General features: G+C 42.8%; 11 protein-coding genes. 3 read left to right on the top strand and 8 right to left on the bottom strand.

Annotated elements, in window-relative coordinates:
* Positions 1-111: 111 nt before the first annotated feature.
* The gene (iscB, locus tag AB0756_RS10025) at positions 112-1,401 is read right to left on the bottom strand and encodes an RNA-guided endonuclease IscB (RefSeq protein ID WP_038073543.1); all 1,290 of its coding nucleotides are present in this window, start codon (positions 1,399-1,401) and stop codon (positions 112-114) included.
* A 244-nt stretch (positions 1,402-1,645) separates the two neighbouring features.
* Entirely contained in the window at positions 1,646-3,409 is a 1,764-nt protein-coding gene (gene ltrA / locus AB0756_RS10020) for a group II intron reverse transcriptase/maturase (protein ID WP_237265821.1), read from the bottom strand.
* Positions 3,410-4,188: 779 nt separating this feature from the next.
* On the opposite strand from ltrA, the gene AB0756_RS10015 reads away from it, so the two are divergent.
* The gene (locus AB0756_RS10015) at positions 4,189-5,673 is read left to right on the top strand and encodes a serine aminopeptidase domain-containing protein (RefSeq protein WP_038081116.1); all 1,485 of its coding nucleotides are present in this window, start codon (positions 4,189-4,191) and stop codon (positions 5,671-5,673) included.
* Between the two features lie 202 nt (positions 5,674-5,875).
* On the top strand, positions 5,876-6,673 hold the full coding sequence (locus tag AB0756_RS10010; RefSeq protein WP_038081118.1) for a coiled-coil domain-containing protein: 798 nt from the start codon (positions 5,876-5,878) through the stop codon (positions 6,671-6,673).
* A 420-nt stretch (positions 6,674-7,093) separates the two neighbouring features.
* Here the strand turns inward: AB0756_RS10010 and AB0756_RS10005 are convergent, their stop codons facing one another.
* A complete protein-coding gene (locus AB0756_RS10005) occupies positions 7,094-7,285 on the bottom strand; it encodes a YqaE/Pmp3 family membrane protein (protein WP_038081119.1) in 192 nt (63 codons plus the stop codon).
* A 141-nt stretch (positions 7,286-7,426) separates the two neighbouring features.
* Positions 7,427-7,822: a phage holin family protein gene (locus tag AB0756_RS10000; protein ID WP_137986407.1), complete on the bottom strand. Its 396-nt coding sequence runs from the start codon at positions 7,820-7,822 to the stop codon at positions 7,427-7,429.
* A 483-nt stretch (positions 7,823-8,305) separates the two neighbouring features.
* Between AB0756_RS10000 and AB0756_RS09995 the strand changes: the two genes are divergently transcribed.
* Positions 8,306-9,892 (top strand): ATP-binding protein, encoded by a 1,587-nt coding sequence (locus AB0756_RS09995; RefSeq protein ID WP_050046111.1) that lies wholly within the window; start codon positions 8,306-8,308, stop codon positions 9,890-9,892.
* 162 nt (positions 9,893-10,054) lie between these two features.
* Here the strand turns inward: AB0756_RS09995 and AB0756_RS09990 are convergent, their stop codons facing one another.
* The 4 genes from AB0756_RS09990 to glgA all read right to left on the bottom strand — a co-directional run bounded on the left by AB0756_RS09990 (position 10,055) and on the right by glgA (position 14,834).
* A complete protein-coding gene (locus AB0756_RS09990) occupies positions 10,055-10,549 on the bottom strand; it encodes a hypothetical protein (protein ID WP_050046112.1) in 495 nt (164 codons plus the stop codon).
* Positions 10,550-10,753: 204 nt separating this feature from the next.
* Positions 10,754-11,437 (bottom strand): SH3 domain-containing protein, encoded by a 684-nt coding sequence (locus tag AB0756_RS09985; protein WP_050046113.1) that lies wholly within the window; start codon positions 11,435-11,437, stop codon positions 10,754-10,756.
* Positions 11,438-11,833: 396 nt separating this feature from the next.
* Positions 11,834-12,910 carry a M23 family metallopeptidase gene (locus AB0756_RS09980; protein WP_038081123.1) on the bottom strand — a complete coding sequence of 359 codons (1,077 nt, stop codon included), beginning with the start codon at positions 12,908-12,910 and terminating at the stop codon, positions 11,834-11,836.
* Between the two features lie 463 nt (positions 12,911-13,373).
* Positions 13,374-14,834 carry a glycogen synthase GlgA gene (glgA, locus tag AB0756_RS09975; RefSeq protein WP_038081126.1) on the bottom strand — a complete coding sequence of 487 codons (1,461 nt, stop codon included), beginning with the start codon at positions 14,832-14,834 and terminating at the stop codon, positions 13,374-13,376.
* Between the last annotated feature and the right edge of the window lie 31 nt (positions 14,835-14,865).

The raw sequence follows: 14,865 nt of genomic DNA, 5'->3' as shown, positions 1-14,865 counted from the left end.
CTAAAAACCTCCGGGAGAGGGGAAACCTTGCGTCTATGACTGGCGTCACGCTTCGCTATCAGACCAAGGAGGAACCGCGACACGAGCAGATTTATCTGCCGTCTAATTTCGTTAAAATGCATAGGAATATCCGTCTTTCTTGTGAATCTGTTGGCAATATGTGTGTGAGATTCCCTGAACTAAACCATTCTTGGTAGAAATATTAAAACTCCCAGTAGAACGCGTTGCAATTCTGCCAACATATTCGCCAACTTTTTTACCGGAAAGTACAACAGCTTTAACAATGTCACCAGTCTGAAAACCAAAGTGGAATTTAGTTCTCGAACAGTGACGATTTGGAAAACCAAATTTATCTGTACGACACATTTGTCTTGTTCCATGACCGTTTGCTGTAATCAATAATGGTTTAACTCCTTTAACGATTAATTTTTCAGGAGTTGATTGACCAACACAGGCTGCATCAAAATAGTGTGTTTTTTCTAATCCTTGTTGAGTCCTATTGAATTTAGTTAAACCGCCGCTTCCTGTTTCTACTGGTAAACCTGTAGATTGTAGCGTTTTAAGTAATGCAAATCGAGTTGAATTAACGGCGGCTGCATCAGTCAAAGGTTGTTTGGCTTGTTTCAATATTTTCTCTAACCTAGCAGAGTCTTTTTTGAGAAAATCTCTGATATCTTTAGTCCCCTTTTTCTTGTTGCATTTTTCACAGCTTAAAGTCAGATTTGTAATTGAGTTGCTACCTCCTTTAGCTCGACAATGAATGTGTTCTATTTGAAATGGAACATCTTTAACACCACAGTAAGCACATTGCCTATTCCATTTTTCAAGTAAATACTCACGTGTTTCGTAGCCGAAAAGTGTACCCTGCTGATATTCTTTACCCTCAATATCAGGATTGCGGATTAATTGCATATCAAAGCGTACTAATTCTTGACTAATCGCTTCAATCGGTGCTACTTTCCGCAATCTTTCAACCCAAGTTTTGATATTATCAACACGGCTTTGTAGACTTGGTGCTAACCATCCCTTTGGTCGGATTCTATTATTAAATCTGGGTTGGCGATATCTTGTTTTGCGATTTCTTCTACTTCTTCTTAATTGTCTTCTTGAAATAAGAGAATCGCGTATTGCAAAGCCTCTATGTTTAATTTCAGCAGCAAATACTACCTCACCCGTAGAATCGTTAACTAAAGCAATTCCACTTATAACTGCACCAGGGTCTATTTTTAATCGTAGAGGCTCAATTTCTACATCTGTTTTGAAAGTGACTTTCAAAATGATGGTAAAAGGAAATCGTCTAAAAACTGCTGCTTTTCCATTTCTCAGAAGTTGTCTTGCTTGGGCTGAATGTATTGGATTTAGTGGTCTTTTATTGACATCAATTAGAAATACTTTGGACATTTTTGTCCCTCCTTTCGGGTAAAGTTAGCTTCGCCAATGTTTAGAGCCAGTATATTTAAATAGCACTGTCTTACCCCTTGTAAAACTGTTTAACTATTTAATTCCAGTGCAACAAACTAGCTACGCATCTGTTGGTGGGTCTTTTAGTAAACTAAGCCGCTCCGTCGCCAGAGCGACTCGTCTTCAAAACCGGACGTGAGACTTTCACCTCATCCGGCTCCTCAGTAATTTGGTGCTTGTCTAATTACATACCCCCAACCGAACCATCTTCAGCTGTTTTTATATCATGGCAGTGTCTATGTAATAGCTGGAGATTTTTATATTCGTCTTTACCCCCTTTGCTTAGGGGTATTTTGTGGTCAATCTCCATTACATCTTCTTCACGAAAATACAATCCGCAATGAGCGCATTTTCCTTTCTGTTGCTTTAAGAGTGTTGCCACTCTTTTTGGCATTTCGGGGTGTGCGCCCATTCTTGAACTCCAATAAATTAGGTTGCCATCGTATGGACTAGCATCGCCTTTTACTTTTACGTGGCGTACTATGGGTGTATCTGTGTGGTTTGTTAACCACCTGAGATTACCTTTGTACGTTGTGGCGAATACCCAATTATCACCGCCAATAGTGCGCCAATATTTCTTAGCTACCCATTTCCCTGATTTATTTGGATGACGGCGTTTTGCCCAAGCTCTAAGTTTTGGATACATAAGACTATCGAGGTTGGCGTAAGCTTCACTGCTTACTACTGTCGAATAGTAGTTAGACCATCCTTTAATTATCGGGTTGAGCCGACTAATTAGCGCCTCTTGCGGCGCTGTGCTGTAGTCATCGATGATACTAGCTATTCGCTCGTAGTGTATCCTCTGCTTTTCCTTACTTGGGGTGATGATTATTTTGAAGCCCTTTTTCGAGTGATGTTTACCCACTGAAAACTGCCTGATATTAAAACCAAGAAAATTAAATCCTGGTTCTTCTTCCTTATACTTGTTTAGAGTGTGAGTTAGGCGTGTTTTTGAAGGCTTCAATTCTAAATTCATGCTTTTTAACCATTCAGATATAATTATCTGGCATCTTTGGACAACGGTTAGATTTTCGTGTAGAATTACGAAATCATCGGCATAACGAATTAATGATATACTTTTGCGATTTTCCCGTTTTAAACCGGGCAATGTTTCAGCATATTGTTTAATCCGTTCTTCCATTCCGTGGAGGGCTACATTCGCTAATAGTGGAGAAATGACTCCGCCTTGCGGTGTTCCCTCAGATGTCTCTTGGAACTGCTGATTATCCATCACTCCCGCTTTTAACCAAGCACGAATTTGTCGGCGAATGGTGGGGAATGTATTTAATTTTTGAAGCAGTGCCAAATGGTCGATTTTATCGAAGCATTTTGATATATCGGCATCAAGCACAAATTTTGGTTTGTGCCTCATACTATTAAATATTGCTTCGATAGCATCGTGGCATGAACGCCCTGGTCTGAACCCATATGAGTTAGGTTCAAATTTAGCCTCCCATTCTGGCTCAAGTGCCATTTTAACGAGAGCTTGCAGTGCGCGGTCATACATTGTCGGGATGCCTAATGGTCTTTTTTCGTCCTTACCAGGTTTTGGAATCCATACGCGCCTGGTAGGCGATACCTTTGAACCTAGTTTTAATTTAGCAACTAAGGTGAGACGTTGCTTTGGGGTCAGTGATTTCACACCGTCCACACCCGCCGTCTTCTTACCTTGGTTGTCTTGTGTTACCCGTCTAACCGCGAGACACTTTGCACTCCAGGACTTCATCAGCGTCTTTTGGAGTTTACGAACTGCTTTGACATCACCACGTTCAGAGGCTTTGTAGATTCGTTTTTGCAACTTAAAAACACGTTTTTCCAGCTTGCGCCAGTCGATGTGTCTCCAGTCCACCATCGATTTGTCATTTTCAGTTTCATGAGTCGGCTTTTCCCTTAAAGAAGGGGTTGCTTCATCGTTTATTCCTGTTGTGACTCCTCGTGTATTAGCCATATTCATTGCTACTGTGACTCTACATTCCAAATCACCGTGAGTCCGTCAGCATATCCTCGTTATTACACGAGGCGTTCGCTTCTGACCCAATCTTTCCTAACACCACATACGGTTAGCACCTACTCAGTATCGACCGACTGAGAGTGGATGTTAGGTTACTTCGTTCCAAATGACCATTATTTAAACCTTTAGAGCGATGCTATCCGCCGGGTTTATTGGGAGTGCGTGCTGGTCAAAAAGTTACTTGCCAGCCCCTTATCCATTGCCTTTTGGCTCCAGCGACAGCCTGATTGCGCTGGTTTTAGATTACGACGGTTAAGGCGCATCTTCGCTGACGCTACTCATAGGTTCATGCTCGAAGGAGAACCAGTTTGGGCTACCAGTTTACCTCCTTTTCACCTCGCTTCAAGGATTGATGGCTAGTCGCTACCTTGGAGGTGATGCTGTCACCGTTGCACCTACGGGGAGGGACTTTTATTCTTGTACTCTAGGATTTCTAAGGTAATCACCCTCATGGTCATTTAGTTGTCAAAGGTTCTGTTCCGATTACTCGGTTCTTATTCCCTTGCCACTCATCCCTGAGTATAAGTACTCATTTCGAGTGAACGAATCGCACAACTCTTCTCTAAACGTAGTACACAAAGTACTTAAGCTGGTCAACTAACTAAAATATCGAGGCGTGAAGCCCCGTCACTTTAGTGCGGGGTGCTGACCAAAAGTGGAGGATTTTGTATCGGGAGCTGATTATCCTAATAAGAGTATGCCAAACAAAACCCGACATGACTCGCAAACGTTTATTCTTGATAGCCGCCGCGCTTTTACTCATTATTTCATCTTGGTGGGGTGTGGTAGCAGCGCGAACTGGATTGGTGATGCGCCGCTTTGAGGTTGAAGGCGTACCCATGCTGTACGTTGCGCCAAAAGATGCAAACAAAATACCGGGCGTGTTAATAGCACATGGTTATGCCGGGTCAAAACAGTTGATGTTAGCTTATGCTCACGTTATGGCACGCGCTGGTTATGCTGCTATGCTATGGGATTTTAACAGTCATGGAGCTAATGCCAACCCATTAGAACGTGATTCTCTTCAGCAAAACCTCAATACCGCCCTTGCAACTTTTGTAAAACAACCAGAGGTAGATTCATCTCGCCTAGCGTTGCTCGGTCATTCTATGGGAAGCGGTGCAGTGATGTCAGTTGGTATCCAAGATGTCAATCGCTTTGCTGCAACAATTGCAGTTTCACCCACAGGCGCAAATGTAACACCTTCTGCTCCACGCAATCTGCAACTGCAAGCAGGAAGTTGGGAAGGTCGTTTTGTTACGAATGCACGGCGGTTGCTGAAAGCAGCCGGAGGAGAAAATCAAAATTTGACGGATGGAAGGGGGCGTTCTCTAGCGATCGTTCCTAACGCCGAACACATTACGATCTTGTTTCGCGATCCCAGCCACCAAGCTGCTAAAAACTGGCTGGATTCTACTTTTGGAGTACAACGCAGCAGTGACTACGTTGACCGCCGTATTCTTTGGTATGGCTTGCACTTACTGGGATGGCTGGTGTTACTGGATGCTGTTGTTCCTCTTTTGCTTGGAGTTAGTCAGGAGAAATTGGGATTTGAGTCTTTGTCTCCCAACTTATCTAAACTTGAGGTAAACCAGTTGCGAAGTTGGGGCGGTTTACTCATAGCACCGTTTGTAGCGAGTGGTGTCTTGACGTTACTCAGTCGCAATGGCGATATTGACAGTTTGGGGGGTTTGCTGGTGGGTGGTGCAGTCAGTATTTGGTTTGGTGTCGCTGGTTTAGTGTGGCTACTCGTTATCTTTCGCCTACCCCGTCCCACTTTACAAGCTGTAGGAATAGGAGTTGCATTGTTTGCAGTGCTGTGGATTGCCTTCGGTGCGATCGCACAGTTCGTGTGGTTGCAGTGGTGGTTGATTCCTGCACGGTTAAAGTTATTTCCCCTACTATCAATAGCTTGTCTTCCTTGGTTTTTAGCATCAGGAATAGCGCAACACAGTATTGGAATTGGAAAGAGAGTTTTGTGGTGGCTGGGACAGAGTATGGTTTTGGTAGGAGGTTTTATTTTAGTTCTTTACCTATTGCCTCAACTAGGATTTATTGCGCTTCTGCTTCCACTGTTTCCTTTAGTTATGGCGATTTTCTCTTTTACCGCCAATATATTTCAAGAAAGTTGGAGTTATGCCATTGGAAGCGCATTCTTGTTTGGTTGGATGCTCGCCGCCGCTTTTCCTTTGGCTAGTTAGTTTTTCTATCTAAAGGATGTACCTGCTTAAAAAATCCTGCGTCACAATATTAGTGTAGGAGTATTGAATTTGATACTGTATATACAAAATTTGAATTTGATAAAGTGATTTTTCACTTGTTTGCCGATGCCAATGAATCAAAAATTATACAACACCTACATTTAGCCACATAAGTGATTTAACCTCTAGTTGGTAGAAAAAAATGCCTAATAATATCAAAGAGCAAATTCAAGCCGATCTTCAACAAGCAAAACAAACCGGACAACTCAGAAGCGATCGCATTCGCGAAATTGTTAAATCAGCAGTTTCTCAAGTAGCTTCTGAGTTCAAAGAAGGTTCAACCGAACTTCGTACTCTTGTCAAAGATGCTATCTCTACAGTCATTGAAAACTTACAAGACAAAGGTAGCGAAATCAAGGAAGAAGTGACAGCATCTATTGAAGGAGCGATAGAAGCCGTCAATAGCAAAAGACACGAAGCGATCGCGAAAACTCAAGCAGAAGTTCAGCAGCTACAGGCTAAATTGGACGAACAAGAAGATAAAATCCAACAAGAAGTGGAAGGTATACTAGCAGAAATCAAAGAAACAGGTAAAGAGAAATCTTCTAGCACCAAAACTGCTGTAGACTCTGCTATTCACGCTATCCAAGACAGTGAGGAAGCTGCTTTGCTTAAAAAACGCTACGCTCAACTGCAAGGACAGTTAGCGCTTGTAAGAGCTAATCTAACAGCACGGTATGGTGGACGTTCTCAAGAGGTTCAAGGGTATCTAGACGAGGCTAAGAACTGGTTTAATAAGGCTCGTCCGCAAGCAGAAGCTGTAGTTGCACAGGTACAAGACAAGCACGCTCAAATTGATGAAAAACTCGGAGAAGCAGGTACCGCACTAGCGAGAAAAGAGCGCCAAGTCAGACAAATTTTGAGAGATTTATTATTAGCAGCCGCTGACAGGTTTAAAGACAAAGACTCCGTCAAAGACAAGGAAACAGTCAATAAATAAGTAATTCGTCTCAAAGAAAGCTAACTAGTCAGATTTGTCCTTTGTAAGGGTTTTAGCATGTTCATCTACCTTTACATAGGGCAATTTTTTATCAACAATATATGCAGGGGAGGAAAAAACGCTTAACCGACAAGTCTTGAGCCCTAAAAGAGTTACAAACACCTCTTCTTTGTCCTCCTTGTCTCCCTTGTTTAGAACGCAAATAGGATTGCTATGGTAGGTGTGTTTAATGGTTGGATGCGATTTGCGTGTTCTGGCAGTCCTATATAAATTATAAAAATTTTAACTAAAAAGAGTACATAAAATTAAGAAGGGTCAGACATTCTTGTCCACCCTAGAATAAATCGTGTATCAACCGGAAAATTGTTGTAACTAGTACAAAAAGGTAGAAATAAGGCTACCTCTTTGTACTCATTGCTGTTAATATATCTCTCCCTCTCTATTCAGTTTCTCTTCATATTTAGCAATAACCCAGATTGCGTGAATACTACCGGGAAGCCAGCCCAAAAGAGTTAATAAAACGTTAATCAGCAGTGTTGGACCAATTCCAACCGTTAGAAAAATACCTAAAGGAGGTACTAACAAACCGAGAAGAAAACGAACTAATTTCATATGGCTCTTACTTCTTATTTAAACTCTTTTACTCACATTTTCTTGAAATTACCGAATGAATAAATCCACCATATGGGCTATCTTAATTCGGTATTTGGTAGAAACCAATTTTTCAACGTCTCTACAAACAGATAAGGCGATTTAGCTAGATGGTAATTCAGCTTTGGTTTTATCTTCACCGCTCTTCAAAGAGAGATTTTTCTCAACAAAGTAATTGTTAATGAAGGTATTAGCAAAAGACAGAACGACAGGACCTACAAGAAAAGCAATGATGCCATGAACGCTAAACCCAGGAACCAAGAATGCTGCTAAAGCAAAACAGATACCGTTCACAACAAGTGAAAACGCGCCCAAGCTGACAAAGTTGAGAGGAAGAGAAAGGGTTGATAGAACTGGCTTAACAGAACCGTTGATTAAACCAATTGCTACAGCTGCAATCATAGCAGATGGAAAATTAGCGATGTTAACACCAGGAACAACTAGATCGACAATTAGCAGGCTCAATGCTGTAGCAAGTGCTGTTAGAAAAATACCCATAATTCAGATGTACCTAAAAACTAGAGTTCAATGTTCTATTACGATCTTTAATCGGTACGTTATGCTTCAACATCTCTAGTAAGGCAGATTTGGCTTATACCGTTTGGATGGGCTTTGCTACTTTTGGAAGTAAAGATTTTAGAAGAAAGTTAATCTTTTAGACGCAAGTGAATCAAGGCTCTTTATCAATATAATATTAACAATTAAGAGTGCTTGCAGAAGGGGAGCGCTTATCGATCGCTGCTTGTAGGTCGTTGCATTTATAGAGATCCGCTTGTTGATGGGATCGGGGAGACAAGGGAGAACGTATGGGTGACAAGCAGTTGATGTTATACCTGTCCTTGGTGTAACATTAAGTCCTGCGATCGCTCAGTATCCTCCAATCTGGTTGAACTGGTATCGCTGATGGTCAAGCCCGAGCGAACAGTTTTTATTACTGGTGTTTCTTGAGGGTGCGTTAACGACTACTCATATGGGATAAATGTGCTGAACCAAACCCAGTATTTAAAGCGGTATGGAGTGGCGATTGTATCTGTCTTGATTGCCTTGTTACTCATGCTGGCACTTGACCCGGTTCTCCAATTGACACAGGCTCCGTTTTTATTATTTTTTGGTGCAGTCACTGTCAGTGCTTTCTCTGGAGGGCAAAGTCCGGGAATTGTGGCAACCCTGCTTTCTGCTGGGTTTACCTGTTACTATTTTTTAGAACCACACCACAGTTGGAAGTTAACCCTAGCTAGTGGGCTGAAGCTGGCACTATTCATCCTTGAAGGAGTGCTGATTACTCTGTTGGTTGCCGCACTCCGCAAGGCTCAAGCAGAAGTCCGCAAGAAATTTAATCAACTTGAGGCAAGGGAAGCAGAAATTCAAGATTTGAATGTGGCGCTTCAACGTCGTGTCGATGAACTGCAAGCCCTGTTTAATGTCATTCCAATTAATATTGCGCTTGCAGAAGATCCTGAGTGTCACGTGGTAAAAGTCAACGCGGCTTATGCAAAGCTGCTACAAATCCCAACAGATATGAATGTGGCTGTCACTCCCCCAGCCAAACAGTCTCAACTTCCGTACAAGTTTTATCAAAATGGACGAGAAATACCAGGAGATAAGCTTCCTGTCGAGTACGCGGCAAAGCATGGTGTGGAAGTGCGCGATGTAGAAATCGAACTGGTTCGACAGGATAACACTGTGTTTAGTTTGTACGGACATGCAGTGCCACTGTTTGATGAATCGGGTCAGCCTAGGGGGAGTGTGGGTGTCTACACAAATATTACCGAGCGCAAACAAGCCGAAATTGAACGGGAGCAACTGCTGCAACGAGAACAAGCAGCAAGAGTTGCTGCCGAACGTGCCAACCGAGTTAAAGATGAGTTTCTCGCCATCCTTTCTCACGAATTGCGATCGCCTCTCAACCCCATTTTGGGTTGGACAAAACTGCTACAATCTCGGCAATTGGATGCTGCTAAAACAGCTGAAGCTCTGGCAACTATTGAACGCAACGCCAAACTTCTGACCCGACTCATTGACGATCTACTGGACACTGCCAAGATTCTTCGTGGCAAACTGACTTTGGAAATGGCGACCGTCGATCTGGTGCAAGTGATTGAGGCAGCGCTCGACACGGTAAGGACAGCCGCTGTTGCCAAAAATATCTACCTCCATTTGGTGATGCCTCAAATTGGACTGGTGTTGGGTGATGCTACCCGACTCCAGCAGATTGTGTGGAACCTGCTATCGAACGCCATCAAATTTACTCCTAAAAATGGGCGGGTAAACATTCAATTGGCTCGAATCGGCGACCGAGCACAAATTACGGTCAGCGATACTGGTAAAGGTATTCAGCGCGACTTTCTTCCCCATATTTTTGAGTCATTTCGACAAGAAGATGCTTCAACGACTCGAAGATTTGGTGGGCTGGGGTTGGGGTTAGCGATCGTCCGTCAATTGATCGAAGCGCATGGTGGGACCATTACGGCAGATAGCCCAGGCGTTGGGTTGGGAGCAACGTTTACAGTACAATTACCGTTGGTAAACGTTGAGCTAGAACCTCAAGCAGACAAAGGCAGTGTTTGACCGGGAACCCAATCTCAGTGGGACGCAATCTAGAGTTTAGGGGAGAACCACTAAAGCGTCTTTTTACTAACCGTTGAGGGTGCGGAATGGAGAAACGGATTTGGTATAACTTGTTAGTGGCGATGGTCGGTGAGCGATCGCCCACCGATTACTAGTTACCGATTACTGAAATACTTTGGAAAGTCGAAAGCGATCGGCACGAATTTTACGACCGCTTTGCCAAACTTCTACTCCATCAGGATTGACAATATAGGAATAGCTACCATTATTGGCGCGATATTTAGATTTGCCCACAACTTTAGCGGGTAGTTTCACAGGTTTATTAGGGTCTTTCCTGGATTTACCTAGGTATAAAATTTGATTGTTTTCCTTGTAAATTTTGACTATAAAGTTGGCTGTCTCACCTTCAAGAATTGTAGTAATACTGTACCGATTTTTAACTTTTGAGGTAGCAGGTGGTTTCTTCTGCGATGCGGAAGTTGGTTGTGTCTTAGAGTATGGTGAGACAAAGTCAACAGTGAAAGCCGTTTGAAAACTTTTAAGAGAACGTTGTGCTGTTTGCGATAAAACGTGGTTGCTTGTACCTAACAGAGTTGCAAAAGTCATAAGTGTTATCAAACTATAGCTGTACGCTTGCAAACTTGTCACTTTTTGCATGAATTTCCTCTCCATAACTAAAGATGCTTCCAAACATCCGTGGTTAATTGCTCTTACAGTGTTATAACGACAACATCAGGAGAGCGAAGGTATAATCTATAGCAACGCAAAAACACCCTGCCTTTCCATAATATATATAAGACAGGGTGTTCCAGAATTTGTTAATTCAGTTGAGAGGGATTTTTAAACGACAACGAGAGAGTATTAATACCCACTGTTGTATCTGTTGTAACCGTCATAGTAGCGACGATTGCTTGCATAGTAGCCGTTGTAATAGCGGCGACCGCCTCTGGAGTAATAACCGTTCCGATATGGTCTGTACACGTATACAGTACGGTATACAGGACGGTATACTACGCGATCGTATCCATATCTTCCACCGGAACCGTAGTAAGCTCTTCTGTGGTGGTATCTTCCACCTGTACCGTAGCAGTAGCAGTTTCTGCCATATCTACCACCAACACCATAGCCGGGTCGATATCCAGAACCGGGAGTTGTGCTAATCCATCTAGAAGAAACCCAATTACCAGTGCTTAACTGAACAAATCCGTTTCTGTATCTTTCAGCTCGGGCGAGAGATGCGCCATTTCTGACACTACCTACTACAGGATAGTCATAGCTAGGACCGGAGCGAACATTAAGATTGCCACCATTGGTGTTTACATAGTACTGGTAATAACGACCGTAGTAAGCCGCTGAAGCTGGTTGAGCTTGACCAAGGATTGCAAACAACGCACCAATAGTACCCAGGCTAGCAAAAGTTAACCAAGCCGATTTGAATTGCCTGTTCCAACGGAATTGGAATTGAAATTCAGGAAGATCGTATTCAGTATCTTCTGTTGCCTCTGCATAGGCACTATCCAGTAGAGAATAAGCAAGATAGTCCACAAAAATCTCCTTCTTTAAAAAGTATGCTAGATGTAGAGATTTGCCTTGCCTGTTTCCGTGTTAATTCTGAGTATTTCCGGAAATACTCATGTAATAGTATACGACTTAATGTAGAAATTTTTACTTAGAAATTGAAAAAAAAAATTAATATTTGTCACGAAACTCTAAGAGCGCCATACTATGCTGGCGATCGCAAAAATATTCAGAAAATGTGATTTAGATCGCTGACAGATAGGTAGTTTTAAAAAAGACAGAAGGCAGAGGAAACCTAAAGTGAAGAAGCAAAAAGCGATCGGGCAATTTTTGAGCAATTGTTGATCCTTGGTTGATTTACGCGCCTGCTGTAGTAGCAATTTCTCCCTTGTCTCCCTTGTCCTCCTTGTCCCAATTTTTTCTTCAACCTCCGGAAACATTTGGTCTGTCAAATCTGTCAGAACGGATAGGATAGGGGTTGCCATCTTGCCAAACTTCTACTTTTTGAGGGCTGACACGATACCAGAAACTGCCGTTATTTGCTTGATAGGTTTGTCCGCCAATCTGCCGGGCTGGTATCTTAATGGGACTACCAGGGTATTCTTTCTTTTGTCCTATATAGAAAAGCTGTCCGTCCTCATAGCACACCTTGACATGAACGCTCACTGTTTCTCCTTCTAGGACTGTCTTCCCACTGCATTCAGCATTAACGGGTTCGGGAGGTTCAGCATCAAAATTGTCAGGAGAATATTCCTGTTTGGGAAAATCACCCGGTACAGACATTGATTGTGAAGGTGAGACGTGACGTCTTCCCATGAATGATGACGTTCCACCAGAACCGGGATCGTATCTTCTACCATAAGTAGGAGATGCTGCTATTTTCTGCGGGGGTATCCTTCCTGCAATTAATGGTGGTAAAAAACGTGTGGGGTCAGCAGCAAGACGACCGTTGGGATAAATTTCAAAATGCAGATGAGGTCCAGAGCTATTGCCAGTAGATCCCATTTTGGCAATCATCTGACCTTGTTCGACTTTTTGTCCCGTGCGGACTAACACTTTTTGAGTGTGACCGTAAACTGTGATGCGACCATCAGGATGTCGAATATTAACTGCATTGCCAAGTCCCGTATCTTCCCAGCCGGAGTGTATCACTACACCGCTAGCTGCTGCAAAAATAGGAGTTCCAACTGGTCCGGCAATATCAATGCCTTCATGAAACCGTTTGCGAAACCCTTGAGAAATAACGCCTTGAGTGGGCCAAATCATTCCAGCAGAGAGGGAGTTTGGAGAGGTAGAGTGTGGAGAAACAGAATTGGGAGGAACTGAATTATAAGGAACTGAATTGGGAGGAACCGAGTTGGGAGGAACTGAATTTTCTGGAATGCTGAACTCTTGAATTTCCTCTGTAAGAACACGATTATTTGTACCTAGCAGGACCACAAAGGATAATAGTCCAGATAAGCCACAACCACAAATACGAGACAAAGTTATTTTTTTCATTAGTTTCCACCCCAGAGGAAAAATGGTTCAGAGTGTTTTTTGAGGATTGCTGTTACAGTGTTACGACAACAACATTGACTTAGTCATCTGAATAAATTTGTAAGTCAGTTGTTATCTTAAGATTGGCTACCACTATAGGTGTACGGAGAAGGAATGTCTTGCCAAAATACCGAGTGGAAAAAGTTAGTTTTTTCAATCAATGACAGGTAACAGAATGCACTTTGATATTGTTCCCAAGCAGAACCGTAATGTTTACAAAAAATTTAATTTAGGGCAATATTTCCTTCATCAATTCTGACTTCTAAAGTCAGAAAAGCTTATCTGTACGGGTTTGTATCCTTAGCTTTTGTAGGGACACAACATTGTTGTGTCCCTACGTGATTAAATGTTTGGCAATTAAGGTAATTTTACGGTATTTTTATCCTCCTTAACAGGTCGTTGTTCGCCGTTCGCTGTTCGCTATTCACTCTGGTAATGCAGCCACCGTCACAACTTCCTCATTAATTTGCGTGTCTGATTGTGTTTGTAGAATTGGTTCGTCTTCTTCCTCCGGTAAGCCGTACATTGACCTATATAAATTTACGTACTGTTTGGCAGAGCGATACCAACTAAAATCTTCTTTCATACCCCGTTGTTGAAGTTCTTTCCATTGAGGTTTGTAACGGTAACCTTCCCAGGCTCTGATTAAGCAGGTAAAAAGATCCAACGGCTCGTATCGGTCAAAACAATAACCAGTCCCTGATTCTGTCATCGGATCGTGGTGAGAGACAGTATCAACCAGTCCCCCTGTACGGCGAACAATTGGTACGCACCCGTAGCGTAAAGACATCAATTGGCTGATACCACAAGGTTCAAATCGACTTGGCATGAGGAAGGCGTCACTCCCTGCGTAGATGCGACGAGCTAATGCATCATTATATAGTATGTAAGTTGCCATTCTTCCGGGATACCGAGATGCCATTTGCCATAGTTGGCTTTCATAGTATCTATCCCCTGTTCCCAAAATTACAATTTGTGCATCAGTATATGCCAGGAAACGATCTAGAATTTGCAGCACCAAATCAATGCCTTTTTGCTCTACTAAACGCGTCACCATTCCCAGCAAAAAGGCATTAGAATTGACTTCCAAACCTACTTCTTCCTGCAAAGCCACTTTGTTAGCTCGGCGTTTTTCTAGGGTATCGGGTGTAAAAGTCTGAGCAATATATTTATCATTACCAGGATCGTAAACTTCAGTATCTATACCGTTAAGAATCCCGGATAATTTCCCGCTAATAAAAGACAGCAAGCCTTCTAACTCTTCGCCATAAGCAGCTGTTTTGATTTGCTCGGCATACGTGGGGGAAACAGTAGTGACTCTATCTGCAAACTGCACCGCTGCTGCCATTGTGTTGTGTCCTTGCATATACCAAGGACACCAAGTAATTTTTTCTAAGTACCAACGCCAGGGACCTTGGTATGCCAGATTATGTATCGTAAAAACAGTGGTGATATCAGGAGATTGGTGCATCCACACGGGGAGCATACCTGTGTGCCAATCGTGACAGTGGAGAATTTCTGGCTTCCAGTAGTTCCAGCAGAACTCAGCAGCACCGTTGGCAAATAGCGTGAACCGCCAGAATTCATCTTCCCCACCGTAAATTTTTCGCGGCCAAAATGCTGGATGTCCAAACAAATATAAAGGAATATCAGTACCAGGCAGAGCGGTTTCGTATACCGCAAAGTCTTGGAACATGGCAAATCCCTTCCAAATAGGGTCTTTTGGAACGTCTAACTTGTCTGAGATGTAGCCATAATAGGGCAAAAATATTCGTACATCGTGCCCCATTCTTTTCAGGATTTTAGGTAGTGCTCCGACAACATCACCCATTCCTCCAACTTTGGCAACGGGAGCTGCCTCAGCCGCAACAAATAGAATCCGCATGGTAATCTGTATTTCCCCAGCTCTGCCTAGT

Source organism: Tolypothrix campylonemoides VB511288_2 (genome assembly GCF_045999855.1).
GTDB lineage: Bacteria > Cyanobacteriota > Cyanobacteriia > Cyanobacteriales > Nostocaceae > Scytonema > Scytonema bouteillei_A.
The sequence above is the reverse complement of the archived record's forward strand: the minus strand, read 5'-3'. Positions and strand labels throughout refer to the sequence as shown.